The sequence below is a fragment of the Gottfriedia acidiceleris genome, from assembly GCF_002128425.1.
GTDB classification, from domain to species: domain Bacteria; phylum Bacillota; class Bacilli; order Bacillales; family Bacillaceae_G; genus Gottfriedia; species Gottfriedia acidiceleris.
The window spans coordinates 48,810-68,496 of the sequence record NZ_NESS01000004.1 but is presented as its reverse complement, the minus strand read 5'-3'; the positions used below and the strand labels follow the sequence as shown (position 1 = coordinate 68,496).

General features: G+C 33.7%; 21 protein-coding genes, 1 riboswitch and 2 other annotated features. Of the genes, 19 read left to right on the top strand and 2 right to left on the bottom strand.

What is annotated here, in order from left to right; all coding sequences use genetic code 11:
* Positions 1-18 precede the first annotated feature (18 nt).
* From B6K90_RS08970 to B6K90_RS08930, 9 genes are all read left to right on the top strand, one after another.
* Positions 19-171, top strand: coding sequence for a FeoB-associated Cys-rich membrane protein (locus B6K90_RS08970; protein ID WP_088012406.1), 153 nt, complete (start codon positions 19-21; stop codon positions 169-171).
* A 105-nt stretch (positions 172-276) separates the two neighbouring features.
* Positions 277-388: riboswitch (TPP riboswitch) on the top strand.
* Between the two features lie 135 nt (positions 389-523).
* Positions 524-1,330, top strand: coding sequence for a bifunctional hydroxymethylpyrimidine kinase/phosphomethylpyrimidine kinase (gene thiD / locus B6K90_RS08965; protein ID WP_088012405.1), 807 nt, complete (start codon positions 524-526; stop codon positions 1,328-1,330).
* Positions 1,323-2,561 (top strand): putative hydroxymethylpyrimidine transporter CytX, encoded by a 1,239-nt coding sequence (cytX, locus tag B6K90_RS08960; RefSeq protein ID WP_088012404.1) that lies wholly within the window; start codon positions 1,323-1,325, stop codon positions 2,559-2,561. The genes thiD and cytX overlap by 8 nt, the downstream gene beginning before the upstream one ends.
* Positions 2,545-3,357: a hydroxyethylthiazole kinase gene (gene thiM, locus B6K90_RS08955; protein WP_088012403.1), complete on the top strand. Its 813-nt coding sequence runs from the start codon at positions 2,545-2,547 to the stop codon at positions 3,355-3,357. Before cytX ends, thiM begins: the two co-directional genes overlap by 17 nt.
* On the top strand, positions 3,348-3,983 hold the full coding sequence (gene thiE / locus B6K90_RS08950; RefSeq protein WP_088012402.1) for a thiamine phosphate synthase: 636 nt from the start codon (positions 3,348-3,350) through the stop codon (positions 3,981-3,983). Before thiM ends, thiE begins: the two co-directional genes overlap by 10 nt.
* A 436-nt stretch (positions 3,984-4,419) precedes the next feature.
* The gene (locus B6K90_RS08945; RefSeq protein WP_088012401.1) at positions 4,420-5,034 is read left to right on the top strand and encodes a VC0807 family protein; all 615 of its coding nucleotides are present in this window, start codon (positions 4,420-4,422) and stop codon (positions 5,032-5,034) included.
* Positions 5,035-5,057: 23 nt separating this feature from the next.
* A complete protein-coding gene (locus tag B6K90_RS08940) occupies positions 5,058-5,564 on the top strand; it encodes a GNAT family N-acetyltransferase (RefSeq protein ID WP_088012400.1) in 507 nt (168 codons plus the stop codon).
* A gap of 26 nt (positions 5,565-5,590) precedes the next feature.
* On the top strand, positions 5,591-6,181 hold the full coding sequence (locus tag B6K90_RS08935) for a TetR/AcrR family transcriptional regulator (RefSeq protein WP_167555318.1): 591 nt from the start codon (positions 5,591-5,593) through the stop codon (positions 6,179-6,181).
* A gap of 115 nt (positions 6,182-6,296) precedes the next feature.
* The gene (locus B6K90_RS08930; RefSeq protein ID WP_088012398.1) at positions 6,297-7,277 is read left to right on the top strand and encodes a quinone oxidoreductase family protein; all 981 of its coding nucleotides are present in this window, start codon (positions 6,297-6,299) and stop codon (positions 7,275-7,277) included.
* 173 nt (positions 7,278-7,450) lie between these two features.
* Here the strand turns inward: B6K90_RS08930 and B6K90_RS08925 are convergent, their stop codons facing one another.
* Positions 7,451-8,647, bottom strand: coding sequence for a hypothetical protein (locus B6K90_RS08925; protein WP_088012397.1), 1,197 nt, complete (start codon positions 8,645-8,647; stop codon positions 7,451-7,453).
* A gap of 412 nt (positions 8,648-9,059) precedes the next feature.
* Between B6K90_RS08925 and B6K90_RS08920 the strand changes: the two genes are divergently transcribed.
* The 9 genes from B6K90_RS08920 to B6K90_RS08880 all read left to right on the top strand — a co-directional run bounded on the left by B6K90_RS08920 (position 9,060) and on the right by B6K90_RS08880 (position 17,463).
* Positions 9,060-10,205, top strand: a complete 1,146-nt coding sequence (locus tag B6K90_RS08920) for an acyl-CoA dehydrogenase family protein (RefSeq protein ID WP_088012396.1) — start codon at positions 9,060-9,062, stop codon at positions 10,203-10,205.
* Positions 10,206-10,216: 11 nt separating this feature from the next.
* Complete coding sequence (locus B6K90_RS08915; RefSeq protein ID WP_088012395.1) at positions 10,217-11,557, top strand: acetyl-CoA carboxylase biotin carboxylase subunit; 1,341 nt, start codon at positions 10,217-10,219, stop codon at positions 11,555-11,557.
* An 11-nt stretch (positions 11,558-11,568) separates the two neighbouring features.
* Complete coding sequence (locus B6K90_RS08910) at positions 11,569-11,790, top strand: acetyl-CoA carboxylase biotin carboxyl carrier protein subunit (protein ID WP_025568303.1); 222 nt, start codon at positions 11,569-11,571, stop codon at positions 11,788-11,790.
* Between the two features lie 12 nt (positions 11,791-11,802).
* On the top strand, positions 11,803-12,714 hold the full coding sequence (locus B6K90_RS08905; RefSeq protein ID WP_088012394.1) for a hydroxymethylglutaryl-CoA lyase: 912 nt from the start codon (positions 11,803-11,805) through the stop codon (positions 12,712-12,714).
* Positions 12,715-13,491, top strand: a complete 777-nt coding sequence (locus B6K90_RS08900; protein ID WP_088012393.1) for an enoyl-CoA hydratase-related protein — start codon at positions 12,715-12,717, stop codon at positions 13,489-13,491.
* A 4-nt stretch (positions 13,492-13,495) separates the two neighbouring features.
* Positions 13,496-15,025 (top strand): acyl-CoA carboxylase subunit beta, encoded by a 1,530-nt coding sequence (locus tag B6K90_RS08895; protein ID WP_088012392.1) that lies wholly within the window; start codon positions 13,496-13,498, stop codon positions 15,023-15,025.
* 197 nt (positions 15,026-15,222) lie between these two features.
* Positions 15,223-15,420, top strand: coding sequence for a hypothetical protein (locus tag B6K90_RS23930; protein ID WP_088012391.1), 198 nt, complete (start codon positions 15,223-15,225; stop codon positions 15,418-15,420).
* A gap of 287 nt (positions 15,421-15,707) precedes the next feature.
* A complete protein-coding gene (locus B6K90_RS08885) occupies positions 15,708-16,970 on the top strand; it encodes a DUF2157 domain-containing protein (protein ID WP_088012390.1) in 1,263 nt (420 codons plus the stop codon).
* Positions 16,960-17,463, top strand: coding sequence for a GDYXXLXY domain-containing protein (locus B6K90_RS08880; protein WP_167555317.1), 504 nt, complete (start codon positions 16,960-16,962; stop codon positions 17,461-17,463). Before B6K90_RS08885 ends, B6K90_RS08880 begins: the two co-directional genes overlap by 11 nt.
* Positions 17,464-17,511: 48 nt before the next feature.
* On the opposite strand, the gene B6K90_RS08875 is transcribed toward B6K90_RS08880, so the two are convergent.
* On the bottom strand, positions 17,512-18,078 hold the full coding sequence (locus tag B6K90_RS08875) for a biotin transporter BioY (RefSeq protein ID WP_088012388.1): 567 nt from the start codon (positions 18,076-18,078) through the stop codon (positions 17,512-17,514).
* 183 nt (positions 18,079-18,261) lie between these two features.
* Here B6K90_RS08875 and B6K90_RS08870 point away from each other — a divergent pair, with 183 nt between their 5' ends.
* Positions 18,262-18,780 (top strand): GrpB family protein, encoded by a 519-nt coding sequence (locus B6K90_RS08870; RefSeq protein WP_088012387.1) that lies wholly within the window; start codon positions 18,262-18,264, stop codon positions 18,778-18,780.
* Between the two features lie 289 nt (positions 18,781-19,069).
* Positions 19,070-19,298, top strand: a binding site (T-box leader).
* Between the two features lie 52 nt (positions 19,299-19,350).
* Positions 19,351-19,582, top strand: a binding site (T-box leader).
* Positions 19,583-19,687: the final 105 nt, after the last annotated feature.

The following is a 19,687-nucleotide window of genomic DNA, read 5'->3' as shown; positions in this document are numbered from 1 at the left end:
GGAAAGGGGTATCTACTTATGATTGTCAATATTATAATAGGGGCTCTAATTTTTGGATATGCAGGATGGACACTTTTACGATATGTAAACAAAACAAAAAAAGGTAAATGTGGTTCTTGCTCAATCGCAAAAACTTGTAGTTCAAATTGTGATACAAATTATTCAAAATAGAAATATAGCGTTAACTAAAAAGATAAAATTTAAAGTAATCTGTCTAAATACTTGAATAAAGTAGAAGGATTAATTAAGATGATAAAGTAATTAACTTTAATAATTGAATAGTACTAGGGGTGCCGTAAATGGTCGGCTGAGATTAAGACACGGGAAGTCTTTGACCCTTTAACCTGATCTGGATAATGCCAGCGTAGGAAAGTGAACGGTAGAATACATATTTTGTATTCATAACATTGATTTGTTCGAGCACAAGTCCTTATGGGATTTGTGCTTTTTTGTATTTGAAATCAAGTTTCATCTTCTATCTGTAAGATCAAAGAGTTCTATTCATGAAATAGGGGGAAGAGAATTGAAGAAAGTATTAACGATAGCAGGCTCTGATTCAAGTGGTGGTGCAGGTATTCAAGCGGATTTAAAGACGTTTTCAGCTCATCGTGTTTTTGGAATGAGTGTTATTACAGCAGTAACTGCTCAAAATACGCAAGGAGTGTTTGCAGTACAAGATATGACACCAGAGATTATTGCTAGTCAGTTAGATGCAATTTTTACTGATATTGAAGTAGATGCTGTAAAAATAGGAATGGTATCTCAAATAGAGACGATTAAAGTAATTGCTGAGAAACTAAAGCAATATAAACCAAAGCAAATCGTAGTTGATCCAGTTATGGTTTCAAAAAGCGGATTTGACTTATTAAGTCCGGATGCAAAGGAAGCTTTAATTCAAGAATTGATTCCGTTAGCAACTGTTATTACGCCAAATCTTCCAGAAGCAGAAGTTATTACTGGAAGTAAAATTACAACGATTAAAGAGATGAAAGAAGCTGCTATTCAAATTCACTCATTAGGTGCTAAAAACGTCCTTGTAAAAGGCGGTCATCTAGAGGGTGAGGCTACTGATATTTGTTTTAATGGTGAGGAATTTTCAAGCTTTAATAGCGTGAGAATTAATACAATTAATACCCACGGTACAGGTTGTACTTTATCTTCAGCCATTACATCTAATTTAGCAAATGAACTTGAATTAAATGAGGCAATTAGAGAGGCGAAAAACTATATAACATTAGCAATCCAACATTCCTTTTCAATCGGAAAAGGGGTAGGTCCTGTACATCATTTCTACTCATTGTATGAAAAGGCAGGAGTTCAATATGTCTAATCAAAATGCAAAAATGACTAAGTGGAACTTTACAACACTTTGGTTTGGAGCGGCAGTTTCTGTAGCAGAAATTATGACTGGTGCCCTAGTAGCACCACTAGGTTTTAAGAAAGGTTTGACGGCCATTTTAGTAGGGCATTTAATTGGAACATTATTACTGGTATTAGGTGGAGTCATTGGTTCTCAGCAAAGATTGTCAGCCATGGAATCTACAAAAATTTCATTTGGTAGCTATGGTAGCTATTTGTTTTCGATTTTAAATGTTCTACAGTTACTAGGCTGGACAGCAATTATGATTTTAACAGGAGCTCGCTCAATCAATTTAGTTACAATAAAAGATTATCGGTTTGACCACCTATGGGTTTGGTGTTTAGTAATTGGAGTATTAATAGCAATCTGGTTGTACTTTGGACAAAATGCTTCAAAAAAACTAAATAGCTTAGCTGTTTGTTTATTATTTGTTCTAACAATTGTACTTTGTTTTGTTATTTTTAAAAGTGATAAAATCTTAACTCAACCAAGCACTTCTGGATTATCTTTTGGGGAAGCAGTTGAATTATCGGTAATTATGCCATTATCGTGGATTCCTTTAATTAGTGATTATACTCGATTTGCGAAGTCAACAAAGGATGGTGCAATTGGTAGTTTTATAGGTTATATGTTTGGTAGCTCATGGATGTATATTATTGGGCTAGGCGCAGCATTAGCATTTAATGAAGTAGACCCGGTTGCTGTTTTAATGAGCGCAAATCTTGGATTATTCGCAGTTGGTATCGTCGTCTTAGCGACTGTTACAACAACTTTTATGGATGCTTACTCTGCAGGAATATCGGTTACAACCATTTTTCCAAAACTAAATGGAAAACATATAGCTCTTATTATTACTGCTATTGGAACATTATTGGCCGTTATTTTCCCAATTGAGAAATATGAAGGATTTTTATATACCATTGGTTCATTTTTTGCACCGCTATATGCAATTTTATTAACGGACTATTTTATTCTAAGAAGAACAAGTATAAGTAAATCATTGAAAATTGATTGGATCGCGTTTATCACATGGATTTTAGGCGTTTTTATTTATCGTAAGTTTGTACAATTAGACTTTTTCCTTGGAGCTACTGTTCCAAGTATGATTTTAATTTGTGTTATTTATATTGTTGTTCAATTTGTCATAAATAAGTTTGTTCCAAAGCAAATAGGGGGAGAAGAAAATGTTAACTATAAATGAAATGAGTCAAATACTTGAAAGCGTGAAAGAGAAAAAGCCTTTAGTTCATCATATTACGAATTATGTAACTGTAAATGACTGTGCAAATATGGTGTTAGCTCTAGGTGGATCACCTGTTATGGCAGATGATTTAGCCGAAGTAGAAGAAATGGTATCTTTTGCTTCAGCTCTTGTTATTAATATTGGTACATTAAATGAAAGAACTATTGAATCAATGATTAAAGCTGGTAAAAAGGCTAATCAATTAGGTGTGCCAGTTATATTAGATCCTGTAGGAGTAGGAGCAACAACTCTACGTACAGAAACGGTTGCTAGATTATTGAAAGAAGTACGTTTTGCAGTTGTTCGTGGAAATATGTCAGAAATTAAAATGATTGCTGGTTTAAATGTTCAAATTAAAGGTGTCGATTCTGTAGCTGATGAAGAAGACGGTATTGAAATTGCTAAATCTCTTTCAGCAAAATTAGGCTCAGTAGTCGCAATCACAGGTGCGGTAGATATTGTTGCAGAACAAGAGCGAGTATGTACAATTTCAAATGGAGATAAAATGCTAGCTGATGTAACTGGAACTGGTTGCATGAGCACATCATTAATCGGAACTTATGCTGGTGCAACGAATGATTATTTCCTTGCAGCTGTATCGGGTATTACTACAATGGGGCTATGTGGAGAGCTTGCTAAGGCACGCCTAACTGAAGGGCAAGGAATCGGTACATTTAAAGTAAACTTATTTGACGAAGTATCTAAAGCTTCCGTTAATACACTTCTAACAGGAGGAAAAATCGAATGGCTATAACAAAAAGTAAAATAGATTATAAGCTTTATTTAGTGACTGATCGAGATGTATTAGGATCAAGAGACTTAGTTCAATCTGTTGAGGAAGCCATTAAAGGCGGAACAACAATTGTACAAATAAGAGAAAAGAATTGTAGTAGTCTAGATTTTTACAAAATTGCTATGCAAGTAAAAGAAGTAACTTCAAAATATAATGTTCCATTGATTATTAATGACCGATTAGATATCGCCTTGGCAATTAAAGCAGATGGCTTACATATCGGCCAAGAAGACTTACCTTTATCTGTAGCTAGAAAGATTGTTGGTGACGATATGATTATTGGCGTATCTGCAAGAACCTTGGAAGAAGCAATGCTTGCACAGGAACAAGGTGCAGATTACGTCGGTATTGGCTCGGTGTATCCAACGAGCACAAAACTGGATGCGAAGTATTTAACGCTAGACGAATTACGAAGCATACGCGAAGCAGTAAAGATTCCAATTGTAGGAATCGGAGGTATTAATGAAGAAAATGTTTCAGAATTAATAGAAACAAATATTGATGGTGTTGCGATTGTTTCTGCGATTTTAGGGAAAGAAGATATTAAATTGGCTGCTGAACATTTGAGTATGTTGGTTAATAAATAATAAATTACTGGGGGTATCTATTACATCGTGATTTGATGGATAGATACCCTTTTTTGTATTTCTAAGGGTTAAATAATTTGTAAGGGAATATACAACTTTTTGATAATTAATGTTAGGACTTACCGATATAATCGCCTCTTCCTTTAAGTAAATCATAATAAGGTTTACGCTTTACAAGATCATCTTTATGAATCCCTCTTTCAGTTACAAGTTAAGATTTCACATTTAATAAAAAAGGTGTAAACATACCTATTTTCAAAATAATATTATTTTTCATTAACATACCGACGGTCGGTACATAATATAATCTTATAAAAAACAAACCAACAGTCGGTCTTTCTAAAAATAGCTTAAGAAAAATTTTATTTATGAAAAAAACAAAACAGCATTCGTATCAAAATTCTTTATTAAAAAATAAGTTTAAAGGGATGATCTTATGTCTAAAAGAATGTATATTATTTTCACATTAGTAATTAACGGTATTTTACCTTGGGTTATTTATGTAGTGTTATCTGATTATATGAGTAGTATTTTAGCTCTTTCGATTGCAACTCTTATTCCATTAGTTGATAATGTAGTTCATTTATGGAAGCATAAGAGGCTCGATGCTTTTGGAGGTTTAATGCTTTTTACACTTATTCTAACTCTTTTATTAGTCTTCCTTGGTGGCAGCGAAAAGATTTTACTAGTAAGAGAATCATTAATAACGGCTTCAGTCGGTATCATCTTTTTAGTATCGCTATTCTTTAAACGACCTATAATGTTCTACTTAGGAATGCGATTTATCCAAAATAATCGATTTGCTGAAAACTGGAATATTAAATATTTTCGTTTTGTTATGCGATTAATGACATTTGTTTGGGGGATTATGCTGTTAGCAGAAGCAATCGTTCGAATCATTATGGTTTATAATCTATCAACTGAAAGATATCTACTTTTCTCAAATTATGTCCTTTATGGATTTATAGGTGCTGCAATTTTATGGACTATAATTTATCGAAGAAAGTCAGCATCAAGGCTTCAAGAAATTAAATCACAGTTAACAAAGTAATCTATAAAAGGAGTGCAACAGAGATGGAAATTATTCCTATTCAAAGGGCACATCAAAAAAGTGTCTTAAGCCTTTATAAAACCGTCACGAAACACTTGCTTAGCATTAATAATGATCAATGGAACCTACTTTATCCAAATAGATTTGTTATTCAAAGCGATTTAAGTAATCATAATTTATACGGAATAGTAGAAAATCATGTCATTATTGGAGCTGTTGTACTCGATGAAAAACAAAGTGAAAAATATAAACAAATCGATTGGAATGATATAAATGGAAACCCGGTCTGTATACACAGACTTGCTGTGAGTCCTGATTACCAAGGAAGAGGAATTGGAAAATTACTATTAAATTATGTGGAACATTTGGCGGTACTAAGAGGCTATACAAGCATTAGATTAGATGTTTATTCTGCTAATGAAGGGGCAGTAGGTATGTATACCAAATATGGTTACGTCAAAAAGGGAGAAATCGAATTTCCTTTACGTAAATATCCCTACTACTGTATGGAAAAACAATTAAATAGATAACAATGGTATTGCCACAGGAGGTAAACATGAAAGAAAATCCACAGCTAAATTCAAGTTTTCAATTGATATTATCAGCTACAGAACAGCTCATCGAGGAAAAAGGCTGTAGACAAACAACGATGCAAGATATTATTGATCGAACAGGACTTTCTAAAGGGGCCATTTATCATTATGTTACTGGAAAAGATGAACTGTTTGGATTGATATTGAAAGCAAGAATCGAACAAGTTAATGCAAAATTTTTTGAAGTAGTTTCGAGAGAAGAAACAGTAGGAATTAATGACCCACTCAAAGTAATAGCAAGTGGCGTAGCTAAACATTCTACAGAACAAGATGTAACCACTAAAATATTTATTTATTTACTAGGTCGAATGGACAGCCAGAAGGTGGAAGAAATCTTAAAAGATGTATATTCGCATAGTCTAGCGACGTCAACAAAATGGATTGAAGTAGGGCAAGCAGAAGGTGCGATTCCGTTAGTAGTTGACGCAGAAAAAATGGCTACTATATTTCTAACATTCATGTATGGTTTGCGTGTTCAAAATACAGTTATTAAAGACAGTTCTAAAATAGATATGAGTGATATATTTCAAGTTATGTTCCGTTCTTTACAATAGTAAATAATTGTAATTAATAAGTCCATCTTATTAGAACTCATAATAAATTGTTATTTTCCGTTACTTTATTCTTGCAGGTAAAATAGTAGTAATGAGTATAAGTGAGGTGGAGATTGTGAAGGCAGTTGTTGTGACTGAGTTTGGAAAACCTGAAGTTTTAAAAGTTGTTGATATGGATGTACCATCAATTAATTCTAAACAAGTATTAATTAAAGTGGAAAAAGCCAGTGTAAACTTTGCAGATGTAAAGGCAAGATACGGGAAAAAGGGTAAAGGAAATTTTCCATTTATCCCTGGTCTTGATGCAGCTGGAACAATTGAAGCTGTAGGTACCGATGTGCAACGGTTTCAGGTTGGACAACGGGTTGTCGCTTTTCCAGTAGGTGGTTCATATGCTGAATATGTTGTAGCAAATGAAAATTTAACATTTCAAATCCCTGATTCAGTTGAATTCGATGTAGCTGCAGCTTGTCCGACTGTATCATTTCTTTCTTATAAACTTTTGGCTGATATAGCTAGAATTGAAAAAGGAGAAACAGTATTAATTCATTCTGCTGCAGGTGGTGTAGGTACAACGGCTATTCAAATGGCAAAGATTTTAGGTGCCGGGAAAATTATTGGAACAGTGGGAAGTGAACAGAAGATAGCGTATGCTTTAAACGCTGGGGCAGATCATGTGATTTGTTATGAAAAAGAAAACTTTTCAGAGAAAGTAAATGAGTTAACAGACGGTATTGGCGCTAATATCATTTTAGATTCAGTTGCAGGTAGAATTTCAGAAAAAAGCATAAATTGCTTAGCTAAATACGGGCGCCTAGTTCATTTTGGAAATTCAAGTGGTGAAGTCGGCCATTTTAAAACAAGTGAATTACATTCAAGCTGTCGATCTGTCCTTGGCTTTAGTTTAGGTACGACAAGGAAAGAACGGCCAGAATTATTAAGAGAAACAGCGGAACAAGTATTTAAGTATATTAATGAAGGACTTTTAAACATAAAGATAGGGCATCATTTTTCTTTAAAAGACGCTGCCAGTGCACATAGATTAATAGAAAGTAGACTAAGTACTGGTAAAATTATATTAGATATAATTGATTAACGAAAAAGACCCTAATTGATAACGGAGCCAATTACTTTGCACTTAATATGGAAGTCTCTTTTTTATTTGTCCATTTTATAGGGAATGCATTTCTAATCGCATAGAATAGATCAGTCTTATAGGATCTCATAGCTAGAATTAAAAAGGGGCCATTGGTGGCCCTTTTGCTCTTATTATTCACTTAACATCATGAAACCATAAGAATAAATAGACTTCCCTCTTTTTTGCGCTTGATTCATAATCTCTTTTATACCTGTGATTTCTTGTTGTGCTACTTGTTTTCCTGTTTGAAGATTATAAACGTCTATTGTATACTTTTCGCTTTTTGGATTAAATCTAAAATAATAAACATGTTCATCTTGGAAGTACACTTGCTCGTTATAACCTACTCTAGTTTTATCAGCATCAATAAGTGAGAATTTTTTTTGAATTTGTTCTGTTTTTGTATTAAATGTATAAACATCACCCAGTCCATCAACAAAATAAAGCTCATCTTTAAAGATGTATGCAGACTGCCTAACATTAAATACGATTGTTTCTATTACATCATTCACTCCAGTATAGTGAACAAGTGGAAATAGATCTTGTTTCTTTGTTTGTTTATTTATTCTTATTAAAAGGTCGTCTTTATTGTGGTCATCTTTTGTAGCGCCCATAATGACATAAAAATAATTTTGATCAGCTAACACTTCCGATTCTGCAGCTACTTCACTAGGTGTTTCAATCTTAGCCAAATCCTTAACGCCAAATTCGTTCTCTAAGATTACTTCCTTTAATTCAAACTCTTTAGGTTTAGATTGATCGTTAGCTAAAACGTAAACATTGTCTCCCTCTATACCAGAAGATACAATGTAATTAGGTATCGTTCCTGTTTTAAAACCATTTGCATTTCCATATCGAACATCGGAATCATATCCGCCGTTTTTATTAAATCCCGTATTATAAATGCTAAAGAATAAATCTTTACCGTGTAAATAGCCAGAGCGTTCTCCTGTATACTGGCTTTTCTTTATATGAAAATCCTTGTATTTCTCACCTATAAGTTGTATTCGATTTTTATCTTCTAAAAATACTTGATTCGAACTTTTAGAAATGTTCCCCAACTCTAAACCTTCCATTTTAATACTGTTTGCTTGTCCTTTCTCATCAACGAACATTGCATAACTCATACCCCCACCATTTGAGTCCTGGTCAGCGGTAGTTGAAAAGTAAATTACAGCTCTTTTATCTTTTAAGAAATTAGCATTTGTCAATTCATCTTCGTTTACAGCAGTTTTTTCACCTTGGTCCCATGCGTACACATAAAATCCATAACCTCCACCTAAAATGAGAGCAACTATTAGACTAGTAAGTATCATTTTAAATTTCATAATTCCTCCAACATATATTGGTAATAAACGGACTAAATATTCGCTACTCCTATACTTATGTTTTAAATTTAGTAGTTTCCTTCGCACCGCACAAATCTCGTGGACTATTTCTCCTTAATTAAGAACCATAGAATGCACTCTCAGTAAGAACATTTACTATTATATTTAGTATATTTCAATAAAACTAGCAATTTTTAACAATTAACCTAATATTCCCTTCCTATTTCTGTCTAAATTTGTCGAAAGTAGATTAAAGGGAAATAGTAGAAAATATCGAATATTATCAATTGTAAGACTAAAATATTTATTTCTTATAGATGAAATATGGGACTCCACTGCTATTTGCTGCAGTTGGAGACATTCTTACGTTTATTAAAATGTACCTAAATATTAGAAGGAGAGTGACTAACACATGGATTTTTTATTATCTAAAGAACAGCAAATGATTCAAGAAATGGTACGAGACTTCGCAGCGAAGGAAATAGAGCCTTTTGCAGAGGAACTTGATCGTGATAGCAAATTCCCGATTGAAACGTTCAAAAAAATGGGTGAATTAGGTTTATTAGGAATTCCGTTCCCTGAAGAATACGGCGGTAGCGGTGGCGACACAATTAGTTATGCGTTAGCTGTAGAAGAAATAGGGCGTGCATGTGGAGGAACAGGTTTAAGTTTTGCTGCAACTTGTTCACTAGGAGCTTCTCCAATTTACTATTTTGGTACAGAGGAACAAAAGCAAAAATATTTAGTTCCAATGGCGCAAGGAAAAACACTTGGAGCTTTCGGTTTAACTGAGCCAAATGCGGGTTCTGATGCTGGTGGAACACAAACAAAAGCAGTTTTAGAAGGTAATGAGTATGTGATTACTGGTGAAAAATGCTGGATTACAAATGCTCAGTATTCTAACACAATTATCGTAACTGCTTATACTTCTATTGATGAAAAAGGAAAGAAAAATATTTGCGCGTTTATTGTACCAACTGACTCAGAAGGATTAACAATTACAGATCCTTATGACAAGATGGGTGTTCGTGCATCTAATACGACTCAAATTGTATTAGATGGTGTACGTGTTCCAAAAGAAAATATTCTTGGCAATCCTGATAAAGGTTTTGGCCAATTCTTATATACATTAGATGGTGGTAGAATTTCAATTGCAGCACTTGCTGTAGGTATTGCACAAAAGGCTTTTGATAAAGCATTAGTATATGCAAAAGAACGTAAACAATTTAAACAACCTTTATCTAGTTTCCAAGCTATTCAATTTAAATTAGCTGACATGGCTATGGGAATTGAATTAGCAAGAAATATGGTGCATAAAGCTGCTTGGTTAAAAGACAATGGAAAACCTTTTACAAAAGAAGCGGCGTTCGCTAAGTTATACGCATCTGAAATCGCTTCCAAAATTGCGAATGAATCATTACAAATTCATGGTGGATATGGCTATATGAAAGAGTATGGTATCGAACGTTTAGTACGAGATGCTAAGTTACTTGAAATTGGTGAAGGTACATCAGAAATTCAACGTATAGTAATTGCACGTCAATTAGGATGCCGATAAGGAGTGAGACTATGATCAAAATACTTATTGCAAACCGCGGGGAAATCGCATGTAGAATAATCGAAACATGTAAAAAGCTTCGTTATCAAACTGTAGCAGTTTATTCAGATGCTGATAAAGAAAGCTTACATGTTAAGTTAAGTGATGAAGCCTTTTCTTTAAAAGGGAATCATACAAAAGATACGTATTTAAACGCAGATTTAATTATAAAAATTGCAAAAGAAAATAATGTAACAGCAATTCATCCTGGATATGGCTTCTTATCAGAAAATAGCGATTTTGCTAGAAAATGTAAAGAAGCAGGCATTTTATTTGTTGGTCCTAAGCCAGAGCATTTAGAGATGATGGGCGAAAAAATTAGAGCTAGACAAATAATGGAACAATTAAACATTCCAGTAATTAAAGGGAATTCTCACCCAATCCAATCTGTTGAAGAAGCAAAGGAAATAGCAGAACAAATTGGCTATCCTGTTATGTTAAAAGCTTCTAGCGGTGGCGGCGGAATTGGTATGAAGTTAATCGAAAACGAAGCACAGCTAGAAAAAGAATTTTTAACAACACAAACTAGAGCTCTTCAATTTTTTGCGAATGATGATGTATTCATTGAAAAAGCGATTATTAAACCTAGACATATTGAAGCACAAATCGCTGCTGATTCTCATGGCAACGCTGTTTTCTTATTTGAAAGAGACTGTTCAATTCAAAGAAGAAACCAAAAAGTTGTTGAGGAAGCACCATCGCCATTCCTTTCTCCACAAGGTAGAAAGAAACTTGAAGAATATGCGCTTACGATTGCTAATCAAATGAAATATGTAAATGTGGGAACAATTGAATTTTTAGTTGATGAAAAAGAAAATATTTATTTCTTAGAAATGAATACTAGATTACAAGTTGAGCACGGTGTAACGGAAGGAATTACAGGAATTGATCTAGTTGAATGGCAGTTCCGTATCACATTTGGTGAAACACTTCCAATTCGTCCTACTCATGTAGAAATGAATGGTCATTCTATCGAAGTAAGGGTATATGCTGAGGATCCTAAAACTTTCTTCCCATCGCCAGGAACAGTTCAACATTGTAACTTCCCAGAGGAGATTGGTGTACGTATTGATACACATCTTTATGATGGTTGGGTTGTATCACCATTTTATGATCCACTATTAGCAAAAGTGATCGTAACTGCAAATACAAGAAAAGAAGCAGTAATTCAACTGCACAATTATCTTAAAAAAGTAGAAATTGAAGGTATTAAAACAAATGTGCCGTTTTTGATTGATATTCTATCAACGAATGCATTCCAAGAAGGTAACTATACAACAAGCTTTATTAGTGAATATCAAAAAGTGAAATGAGGTAATTAAATATGGAAAACTTAACTGCAATGATGGCTGGAAGCGTATGGAAATGTCTTGTATCTGTAGGGGACGAAATTAGTAGTGATCAAGATTATGTAATCTTAGAATCTATGAAAATGGAAATTCCGCATGCTGCTCCTTATAAATGTAAAGTCGTAAATGTGTTCGTTAACGAAGGTGACTTTGTAAACGAAGGCGACTCTTTAATTCAAGTTGAAAAACTAGGTTAGGAGTTATTAGTGATGAAGCTACCTCAATCGGCTTTTATAAGAGAAGTAGGTCCACGCGATGGTTTGCAAAATGAAAAACAGTTTGTTTCAACTGAAAAGAAGCTTGAGTGGATCAATTTATTAGTAGAAAGTGGTTTGTCTTATATTGAAGTTTCTTCGTTTGTGAGACCAGACTGGATTCCTCAATTAAGTGACTCAGTAGATCTATTTACGAAGCTTAAGAAAAAAGATGGGGTTACTTATGCAGCTCTTGTACCTAATAAAAGAGGGTTAATGAGTGCATTTGAAGTAAATGCAGATGAAATTAACTTCTTTGTATCTGCTAGCGAAACACATAATTTAAAAAACAAGAACGCGAGTATCGAGCATTCAATGAACGATATTCGCTCAATGATTACAGAATGTAAAAATAATAAAAAAACGACTAGAGCATATATTTCAACTGTATTTGGTTGCCCATATGAAGGTGCTGTAGACCAAATGAAGGTGATTAAACTTGCAAATCAATTACTTGAATGTGGAGTAGATGAAATTTCCTTAGGTGACACAATTGGAATTGCTAACCCGCTTCAGGTAAATCAGTTTTTAGAAAATCTAGTTAAAGAAGTACCAGTTAATCGAATTGCGATGCATTTCCATGATACATATGGTCGTGCTGTTGCAAATCTTTATACTTCTTTACTATTTGGAATTGAAAAATTTGATTCATCAAATGGTGGACTAGGTGGTTGTCCATATGCACCAGGAGCTAGTGGAAATGTAGCTACTGAAGATGTTGTTTCATTACTTCACAGTTTAGGTATTTCAACGAATGTGGATGAAAAGAAACTTCAACAAGCTACTTCATATATCTCTGAACAAATGAACTTAACACCAGTTAGTAAGCTATTTTCCGTATGGAATGGTTCAAAGGAGAGTATTTAAATGGAATCAAGTTTATTAGTAAGTGATATCGGTCATATTAGAATTCTTACATTAAATCGTACAAATGCAGCTAATTCATTATCACGTGAGTTATTAGATGCTCTTCATAGCCAAATGGATGAGTTAAAGAAATCATCTATACGTGCTGTCATATTTACCGGTAGTGGATCATCTTATTTCTGTAGTGGTGCTGATTTAAAAGAAAGAAGAGGCATGACTGAGAGTGAGGCTCGAGAAACTGTTGAAAAAATCGGGACACTTTTTGAAAAGGTTGAAAGATTACCTATGCCAACAATAGCTGCAATTAATGGTGTTGCCTTAGGTGGAGGACTGGAGCTTGCTTTAGCTTGCGACTTAAGAATTGCTCATAAAGAAGCAATCGTCGGTTTACCTGAAACATCTTTAGCGATTATTCCAGGTGCTGGTGGTACTCAAAGGCTTCCACGATTAATTGGACTTGGAAGAGCGAAGGAACTAATCTTTACTGGCAAACGCTTAAATGCACTTGAGGCTGAAGGCTACGGCATTTTAGAACATGTTGTTGAAATAGATGAATTACAAAATAAGGCGCTTGAAATGTGTGAAACGATCGCAAGTAAAGGTCCACTTGCTATCCGTGCAGCGAAAAAAGCTATTCAACGCGGTTTCGATCTTCCCCTAGATTTAGGGCTAAGATTAGAAATTTATGAGTATGAAACTTTACTGCATACAAACGATCGTATGGAAGGTTTAGTAGCATTTCAAGAAAAGCGTAAGCCGCAATATAAAGGAGAGTAATTGCATGTCAAACGAAGCAACATACCAAGCTCGAAAAGAACAAATACTTTCTGGTGGGAAAGAAAAATATCATGAGAGTAATGCCAAAATTGGAAAGCTCTTTGCAAGAGAAAGAATTAATCAACTTTTAGATAAAGACAGTTTTGTAGAAGATGGTTTCTTTGCAAACTGTATGAATGACGAATTTCCAGCAGATGGTATCGTAACAGGAATCGGTAAAATTAATGGCCGTACGGTTTGTGTAATGGCAAATGATTCAACTGTAAAAGCAGGTTCATGGGGTGAAAAAACAGTAGAAAAGATCATCCGTATTCAAGAAACATGTTTAAAAATGCTAGTACCTCTAATTTATTTAGTTGACTCAGCAGGAGCACGTATTACGGATCAAGTATTCATGTTCCCAGGTAGACGTGGTGCTGGACGTATATTCCACAACCAAATTAAGCTATCAGGTCAAGTACCTCAAATCTGCTTGTTATTTGGACCTTCTGCTGCAGGTGGAGCTTATATTCCTGCATTTTGTGATTCTGTATTTATGGTCGAAGGTAATTCTTCAATGTACTTAGGATCACCTCGTATGGCTGAAATGGTAATTGGTGAAAAAGTTACACTCGAAGAAATGGGTGGAGCTAGAATGCACTGTTCGGTTTCAGGCTGTGGAGATGTATTGTGTGAGTCAGAAGAAGAAGCGATTGCTAAGTTAAAAGATTATTTATCTTACTTACCAACTAACTTCAAGCAAGGAGCTCCTGTTGTTGAGGCTAAAAATCCTGTACAAAAGGAGAAGTCTTTATCAGAGATTATTCCAAACAATCAAAACGTGCCATTTTCTATTTATGAATTTATTGACCGAGTAGTTGATGAAGATTCATTCTTCGAAATTAAAAAGCTATTTGCACCTGAACTAGTGACTGGTTTTGCTAGATTGGATGGCCGTAGTGTAGGAATTATCGCTAACCAACCGAGAGCTAAAGGCGGCGTATTATTCCCTGATTCAGCGGATAAAGCAGCTAAATTTATTAATTTATGTGATGCTTATCATATTCCTTTATTATTCTTAATGGATGTACCTGGTTTCATGATCGGTACAAAAGTAGAACGTGCAGGAATTATCCGTCATGGTGCAAAAATGCTTTATAGCATGAGTAATGCTTCTGTTCCAAAAATCTCAGTTATCGTTCGTAAAGCCTACGGTGCTGGACTTTACGCAATGGCAGGCCCTGCATTTGAAACGGACTGTGTAATTGCATTCCCATCTGCTCAAATCGCAGTAATGGGTCCTGAAGCAGCTGTAAACGCAGTATATGCAAATAAAATTGCAAGCTTACCAAAAGAAGAACAAGCTGCCTTTATCCAAGAGAAACGAAAAGAGTACGCTGAGGATATCGATATTTACCGCTTAGCATCTGAGCTAGTAGTAGATGTAGTCATCCAACCAGAAGAGCTACGTGCAGAGCTAATTAAACGTTTTGCATATTACTCAGAGTCTTATGAAACGCCTGCTACAAAAAAGCATGGTGTTTATCCGGTTTAATAGATGATGAAACAGTCCTAGAGATAGGGCTGTTTTTTGTATGCTTACGTATGGGGTTAATATTCGTGAATTTATGGAAAATTAATTACATAAGGTTGTTTTGTGAAAGTGACAAAATCGTCACTTTAGTTCATGTTAAATCGATGGTTTGCGATATGAAGTCGGTTTATAGTTAACATGAACAGGAGGTATTAAGGATGAAAACGGTGATTCAAGCTAAAAACTTATCAAAAAACTATGGAAAAACAACTGTATTAAAAAATGTTGATTTAACAATTCAGTTAGGTGAATTTACAGCACTGCAATTTTACGTCTTAACCGAACCTCATACTGCCATTTCCGTAATGTTTCCGAGACAATTTTACGTATTTTTTCATCATCTTCTACAATCATGATTTTAAACAATAAAGAATCCTCCTTAATGAATGTATGTGCAATACGAGATATATGTTAGTCCAGAATATATAAACTGTTTGAATTTATGAAAAGACTAACATATTAAGAGCGGGTGGACAATATGGACAATATTTCTAAAGTTCTTAGTGTGGAATCTGAATTAAACAAACGTTTGATTAAACATATTCACCAAAATTTTTGAATTAGAGGTAATTTATGTTTTATTAAGAAATTATAATAATAAAGAAGTAGATTTATAGGTTGCTACTAAAAGGGGGGAATATAAATGAGCAAATTAGACCAAAAGCTAAAAGAATGGCACAAACATAACTTACTAGATGAAGACTCATTAAATCGAATACTGGAGTATGAAAGGCACAGAACGAAAGCTGAAAAGCAATCGTTTTTAGGGGATATTGTGCCATTTTTAATTGCACTACTCGTAGCATTTTCAATCCTAGCACTTGTAGGCAGTAACTGGAACGATTTTAGTCAAACCATGAGACTAATCATTATTTTTGGAACACTATTAGTTTTCCATGCAGTTGCATTTATAAGCTATCAAAAGGGTAAAGAGTTGTTTGGGCATTGTTTAAACTTTATTAATGTAATTGGATACGCATGTGCTTTTGTTTTAATTGTACAAATGTATCAATTTACTAGTGATAGTCCAGTATTTCTAATCACTTGGACAATACTCGCGTTCCTTTACTATTATATGTTAAAGCACAATATGTTTTATTATCTTTTCTTAGGAATCGGATTGTTTAGTTTGAGCTATAGTGCTGGAATAGAAACGGCACATGTTTATCTTCTTCAAGTTCCTTTGTTGCTTTGCTCAATTTTTTTCTTAAAAATAATGAAGAGTCGATGGAATGCTAGCTTTAATTACACATTTCTAAGTTATATTGTAATAATGTTTTTTCAGACATTTTCAGATCGCCAGTATATGACTCCGATTATACTAGTTGTGTTTATTCTTTGGTATTTAAATGAACGTGGGATTATTGATTATGTTCTTTTACCTGTATTTACTCTATTCATATGGCTATTCACATTTTTCACTTCATTATTTGGAGGATCTTATGATGCAGTTCACGAGTTACAAAAGGAATTTTCACATGGATTTTTAAAGCCGATTGCAGTGCCACTGTTTAATACAATTATTCTATTAATCCTTATATTAGCAATCTATACTGCGTACAAGAAGTGGAAGGACAATGTATCGTTTAATAATTATCTTTGGATCTTCTTATTTATATTCTTATTACCAATATTAGGCATTAAAGATACATTAGCGAATATGATTGTAGGCGTATTAATATTGTTTGCATATTCATGTATACGTTTATTTAAAGGTGTATCAAGCCAGGAAAAAGGAAGCATTATTATCGGGTTTATTACATTTGCCACACTCGTTATTGGAATTTATTCAGGATTCGCCATTTCATTTATAAGTAAATCAATTTTGTTTATTATCCTTGCAGTAGTTTTATATTTTGTCTATACCCAATCGAAAAAAGCAAGAGGTGATGAACATGCAAAATAAGAAAAAATTACTTTTGCTTTCAATCGTTCAATTGATCTTATTACTAGCTTTACTTGGAAACATTATGTACTTTAAACAATCAGCCGATACGTTTAAAATAAAATCACAAAGTTTGGATCCAGTAGAACCTTTATTAGGACATTATGCAGCCTTATCGTATGATTTTGATTCAATAACAATGAAGGATTGGAAAGGTGAAGCTAAGCCGAAAGATGGGGAAAAAGTTTATATCGTCTTTCAAAAGGGACAAAACGATATTTATCAATTAGATTATGTAACGGATCATCGTCCAAAGCATTCAAAATACATTAAAGCAACTATTCAATACACATATATTGGAGTAGAAGAAGAAATTGTAATCAACCATAATCTAAGTCGTTTTTATATTCCGGAAAGCCAAATGGACAGATACAATCAAGGCGGAACTAAATACATCGTTACTATCCAACATAAGGGAGATCGAGCAGTCGTTAAAGCTGTTGATGTTCAATAATACAATCTTTTAAAATAAAAAAGAGCTCAAAAATGAGCTCTTTTTGTATTACGCTGAAATTTCATCACGTTTTAATAAATTAGCTTTTGCTAAGCGTTTTCCAATAATAACACCTAATGCAGATGCTACATATGCTTTAACTAATCCAAGAATAATGAAAGGATAAAAACCGAAAGCCATTGCATCATGCCAGCTTAGAGAAGCCGCAATTTTTAACCACACAGTACCAAAAATTAGCGTAACAAACATTCCGATCGTGTTTGCAATCATCGCATTTAAAACCGTGAATCTTGTTTTTTCAATATAGTAAGCGATTATGAAAATAGTTGGAATAAATCCAATTAAATAACCACCAGTTGAACCGACTAGTACGCCAAATCCCGCAGCACCACCTGCGAAAACCGGTATTCCGATTGCGCCAAGTGCTAAATAAAGTAGTAACGAGATTGTTCCGTATTTTTTACCTAAAATCGTAGCTGCTAAGCCGATTGCTAATGTTTGTCCTGTGATTGGTACAGGAGAAAAGGGCAAAGGAATAGATACTTGAGATAGAATACCAATAATTGCTGCAAATAAAGCTGAATTAATAAGCATTTTTAATCTTTCTTGTTGCATTACTAAATCTCCCTTTCTTTATGTTAACTCATTTTATTAATTAGTTAACATATTATAAATTAATTATATTTTATATAAGAAGATTGTCAATATGTATAAATATTAAGGGGAATAGAATCTATAATTTTAAGGTGGAATTTTTTATGAATAGAAAAAAATATTAGTGAGGAAGAGGTGAAAATTGTGACAAGAACAAATGTGTTGATAAAAAATTATGATCCTAATTGGGAACTACAATTTGAAGAGGAAAAGGGGAAAATCCTATCCGTTATACCCAAAAAAATAATTCAGATCGAACATATTGGTTGTACCTCAATTAAAGGTTTAGGAGCAAAACCAATTATTGATATGATGATTGGCGTAACAAAATTAGAGGATTTTGAAGAGCTAATTCAACCATTAAGTACAATTGATTTCGAATATGTCTCAAAGCCGGAACTTACAGATAGAAGATTTTTTAGAAAAGAATTATGGGGACATGGTACATGTCATTTACATATTTGTGAACATAAAAGTAAGGAATGGATAGAAAAATTATTATTTAGAGATTACTTGAGAGAGAACCCTAAAGTTGCAAAAAATTATTTGAATCTAAAAAAGAATCTCGCTAAGGAATATCAATATGATTGTCAAACTTATACAAAGAAAAAAGAACCATTTATTAGAGAAGATATTAAGTGCGCTAAAAATAAGTTTTATTAAAATAACATTTTTGTTGAGTCCTATGTGGGAGTGAGATAAATATTAAAATGAAAATATAACATTTTAATACTATTAACTCCGTATATTGAGTGTTAAATCACTGTATAGGCTGTAAAGAGTAAGTGAATAAATGTGTTGTTTTTATCTAAATTAAGATAAGATTTCCATAATTAATTCTAAAGAGAATAATTTTAATTATATTAAGATAGTAAAAATCTCTAAAAAAACAAAAGAAGAAAAGTGTTGACATTTACGAAGAATAGGAATAAAGTATGTATTAATTGAATCGCGAAAAGCAATGATAGGAATTTTAGTAGTGGAGTTTTCCCTGTAACAGAGAGCTGGTGGTTGCTGCAAACCAGTACATAGAACACATGAATTACGATCCTAGAGCATCTTCTTCGAAACGAATTGTGAGGGGAAGACGGTGAAGAGCCGTTATGAAATGAAGATATTAGTATAGTTTTTTATACTAATAATTTAGGGTGGTACCGCGAATAGACTATTTCGTCCCTACTGTGCAAACAGTAGGGACTTTTTTAATTTTAAAAAAATAATTTAAATAAATAATGTTAAGCAATGAATGGAACTAAAGTAGTGAAGTTTTCCCTGTAGCAGAGAGCTGATGGTTGGTGCAAATCAGTACATAAAACGACATGAATTACACTCCACGAGCATCTTCTTCGAAACGAATTGTGAGGGGAAGACGGTGAAGAACCGTTATGAAATGAAGATATTAGTAAGTTTTAGTAAAACAGCTAATAACTAGGGTGGTACCGCGAATTTATAGTTCGTCCCTACTGTGCAAACAGTAGGGATTTTTTTATGTTCAAAAATCTTGGATGCATGTATAGATGGAACTGAATAAGCTACAAGAGTGAGAAGAACTTAGGTGAAATACAAGCTT

Bases quoted from the DNA above. Each gene is read 5' to 3' on its own strand.
- B6K90_RS08915 (WP_088012395.1), top strand. From the start codon at position 10,217: ATGATCAAAATACTTATTGCAAACCGCGGGGAAATCGCATGTAGAATA.
- B6K90_RS08970 (WP_088012406.1), top strand. From the start codon at position 19: ATGATTGTCAATATTATAATAGGGGCTCTAATTTTTGGATATGCAGGA.
- B6K90_RS08885 (WP_088012390.1), top strand. From the start codon at position 15,708: ATGAGCAAATTAGACCAAAAGCTAAAAGAATGGCACAAACATAACTTA.
- B6K90_RS08875 (WP_088012388.1), bottom strand. From the start codon at position 18,078: ATGCAACAAGAAAGATTAAAAATGCTTATTAATTCAGCTTTATTTGCA.
- B6K90_RS23930 (WP_088012391.1), top strand. From the start codon at position 15,223: ATGAAAACGGTGATTCAAGCTAAAAACTTATCAAAAAACTATGGAAAA.
- B6K90_RS08900 (WP_088012393.1), top strand. From the start codon at position 12,715: ATGGAATCAAGTTTATTAGTAAGTGATATCGGTCATATTAGAATTCTT.
- cytX (WP_088012404.1), top strand. From the start codon at position 1,323: ATGTCTAATCAAAATGCAAAAATGACTAAGTGGAACTTTACAACACTT.
- B6K90_RS08880 (WP_167555317.1), top strand. From the start codon at position 16,960: ATGCAAAATAAGAAAAAATTACTTTTGCTTTCAATCGTTCAATTGATC.
- thiE (WP_088012402.1), top strand. From the start codon at position 3,348: ATGGCTATAACAAAAAGTAAAATAGATTATAAGCTTTATTTAGTGACT.
- B6K90_RS08905 (WP_088012394.1), top strand. From the start codon at position 11,803: ATGAAGCTACCTCAATCGGCTTTTATAAGAGAAGTAGGTCCACGCGAT.
- B6K90_RS08910 (WP_025568303.1), top strand. From the start codon at position 11,569: ATGGAAAACTTAACTGCAATGATGGCTGGAAGCGTATGGAAATGTCTT.
- thiM (WP_088012403.1), top strand. From the start codon at position 2,545: ATGTTAACTATAAATGAAATGAGTCAAATACTTGAAAGCGTGAAAGAG.
- B6K90_RS08895 (WP_088012392.1), top strand. From the start codon at position 13,496: ATGTCAAACGAAGCAACATACCAAGCTCGAAAAGAACAAATACTTTCT.
- B6K90_RS08945 (WP_088012401.1), top strand. From the start codon at position 4,420: ATGTCTAAAAGAATGTATATTATTTTCACATTAGTAATTAACGGTATT.
- B6K90_RS08920 (WP_088012396.1), top strand. From the start codon at position 9,060: ATGGATTTTTTATTATCTAAAGAACAGCAAATGATTCAAGAAATGGTA.
- B6K90_RS08925 (WP_088012397.1), bottom strand. From the start codon at position 8,647: ATGAAATTTAAAATGATACTTACTAGTCTAATAGTTGCTCTCATTTTA.
- B6K90_RS08940 (WP_088012400.1), top strand. From the start codon at position 5,058: ATGGAAATTATTCCTATTCAAAGGGCACATCAAAAAAGTGTCTTAAGC.
- B6K90_RS08935 (WP_167555318.1), top strand. From the start codon at position 5,591: ATGAAAGAAAATCCACAGCTAAATTCAAGTTTTCAATTGATATTATCA.